The organism is Micromonospora globispora (assembly GCF_003857015.1).
GTDB classification, from domain to species: domain Bacteria; phylum Actinomycetota; class Actinomycetes; order Mycobacteriales; family Micromonosporaceae; genus Micromonospora; species Micromonospora globispora.
In genome coordinates, this window is sequence record NZ_QGGF01000688.1 from 1 (window position 1) to 1,691 (window position 1,691).

The window sequence follows — 1,691 nt, forward strand, 5'->3', positions numbered from 1 at the left end:
CGGCGAGATCTACAGTTATGCGATCGTCGGCAGCGTGAGATGTGTATAGGAGACAGGGCGGGGCGGAGCGCGCCGGCCGGGCGCACGTGCGGGCGTACCGGCGGCACCGGCGGGAACGCGCCGCCTTCCCCCAGCTCGCCACGCACCTGCGGTTCTGCGCGCTGGCCGGCCACCTGGATTGGGGACTGGACATCCTCGCCGAGCAGCTGCCCCGACTGGACCACCCGCACGACGACCTCTCCGCGATGGAGTTCGCCGCCGCCGGGGCGCTGCTCTGCGGGCTGGCGGTCGAGGCCGGCGAGGGCGGGCGGCCGGTGCACCGGCCCGGCCACGGTCCCCGGCCGGCGGCCGACATGGACGTGGCGACGCTCGGCGCGGAGCTGCTCGCGATGGCCACCGAGCTGGCCGGCAGCTTCGACGCCCGCAACGGCACCGGGCACCAGTCCGGCCGGATCGCCTCCTGGCTGGCCGAACGGCCGTTGCCCGAGGCGGCGCCGCTGCCCGACGAGGACGCGCCCGACGAGTGGCCGGACGGTCCGGCGGCGGAGTCCGAGCCGGCCGAGGACGAACCCGTACCGCTGAGCCTGTCCCTGCTCACCGCCGCGCTGGACCGGCGGGGCGAGCAGTACGCGGTGGAGCCCGACGGCACGGTGGTGGGCCGCTGGGGCGAGGCGGTGATCCAGTTCCGCCGGCTCGGGCGGCAGGGGGAGATCCTGCACGCCCGGGTGGTGGCCACCCGACGGCTGCCGGCCGACCGCCTCGCCGAGGCGTACGCCTTCTGCAACGCCTGGAACCACGACCGGCTGCTGCCCGCCGCGTACGTGCACGACCCGGGTGACGGGGCGCTGGTGCTCGCCGCCGACGTCACCACCGACCTGGCGTACGGGGTGGCCCCGGTGCAGCTCGACGTGCTGGTGACCGCGACCGTCTCCACCGGCGTCGCGTACGCCGAGGCGGTGGCCGCCCAGCCCTGACAGGTCCCGGCGCTAGCATCCCGGGGTGTTCGTGGTGACCCTGACCTACCTGACCGACCTGGACCGCGTCGACGAGACGCTGCCGGACCATCTGAGCTGGCTCGACCGCCAGTACGCCGACGGCATCTTCCTCGCCTCCGGCCGCCGGGTGCCGCGTACCGGTGGGGTGATCCTGGCCGCCGGCGTCGACCGCGCGGAGCTGGATGCGCGGCTGGCCACCGATCCCTTCGCCGCACGCGGCCTCGCCGGGTACGAGGTGACCGAGTTCGTGGCCAGCCGGGTCGCCGACGGCCTGGAGCGGATGCGCGAGGGCTGACCCCCGGGCGCGGCGCGGCCCCCGGCCACCGGGCGGTGGTGGACGGGGGCCGCGGTCTCGGGGGCCGGCGCGAGCGGGTCGTCAGCCGGCGGAGAACGCCAGGGTGTACGCCCCGACCCCGTCCAGCCCGACCACCCGGTAGCGATAGACGCCGGCCGGGGTGTCGGCGTTCAGCCGGGCCACCCCGTCGGAGGTGTCCGCGCTGGCCACGGTGCGGAACGCGGCGCCGGTGAGGCGCTGGAGTTCCAGCCCGACCAGGACGTCCTCCGGCGCGGCCAGGCAGGCCTCCTGGTTGCCGTCGTCGATCCGGAACGCGCGACCGTCGGGCTGGATCTGCGCCCGGCCGGCGGCCAGACCGACTGCACCGGTCAGGTCAGCCGCTCGGGCCGGATCGCCGCCGG

General features: G+C 76.2%; 1 protein-coding gene and 2 pseudogenes. 2 read left to right on the plus strand and 1 reads right to left on the minus strand.

From position 1 onward, the window contains the following. Positions 1 to 50 precede the first annotated feature (50 nt). Together DKL51_RS37715 and DKL51_RS32090 are read left to right on the plus strand one after the other, a co-directional pair. Positions 51 to 974, plus strand: a pseudogene (locus tag DKL51_RS37715) (type III secretion system chaperone family protein); the annotation flags it as partial. A gap of 25 nt (positions 975 to 999) precedes the next feature. Continuing rightward, the gene (locus tag DKL51_RS32090) at positions 1,000 to 1,290 is read left to right on the plus strand and encodes a YciI family protein (protein ID WP_124813148.1); all 291 of its coding nucleotides are present in this window, start codon (positions 1,000 to 1,002) and stop codon (positions 1,288 to 1,290) included. Between the two features lie 81 nt (positions 1,291 to 1,371). Here DKL51_RS32090 and DKL51_RS35420 read toward each other — a convergent pair. Continuing rightward, positions 1,372 to 1,691: pseudogene (locus DKL51_RS35420) on the minus strand (S1 family peptidase); the annotation flags it as partial.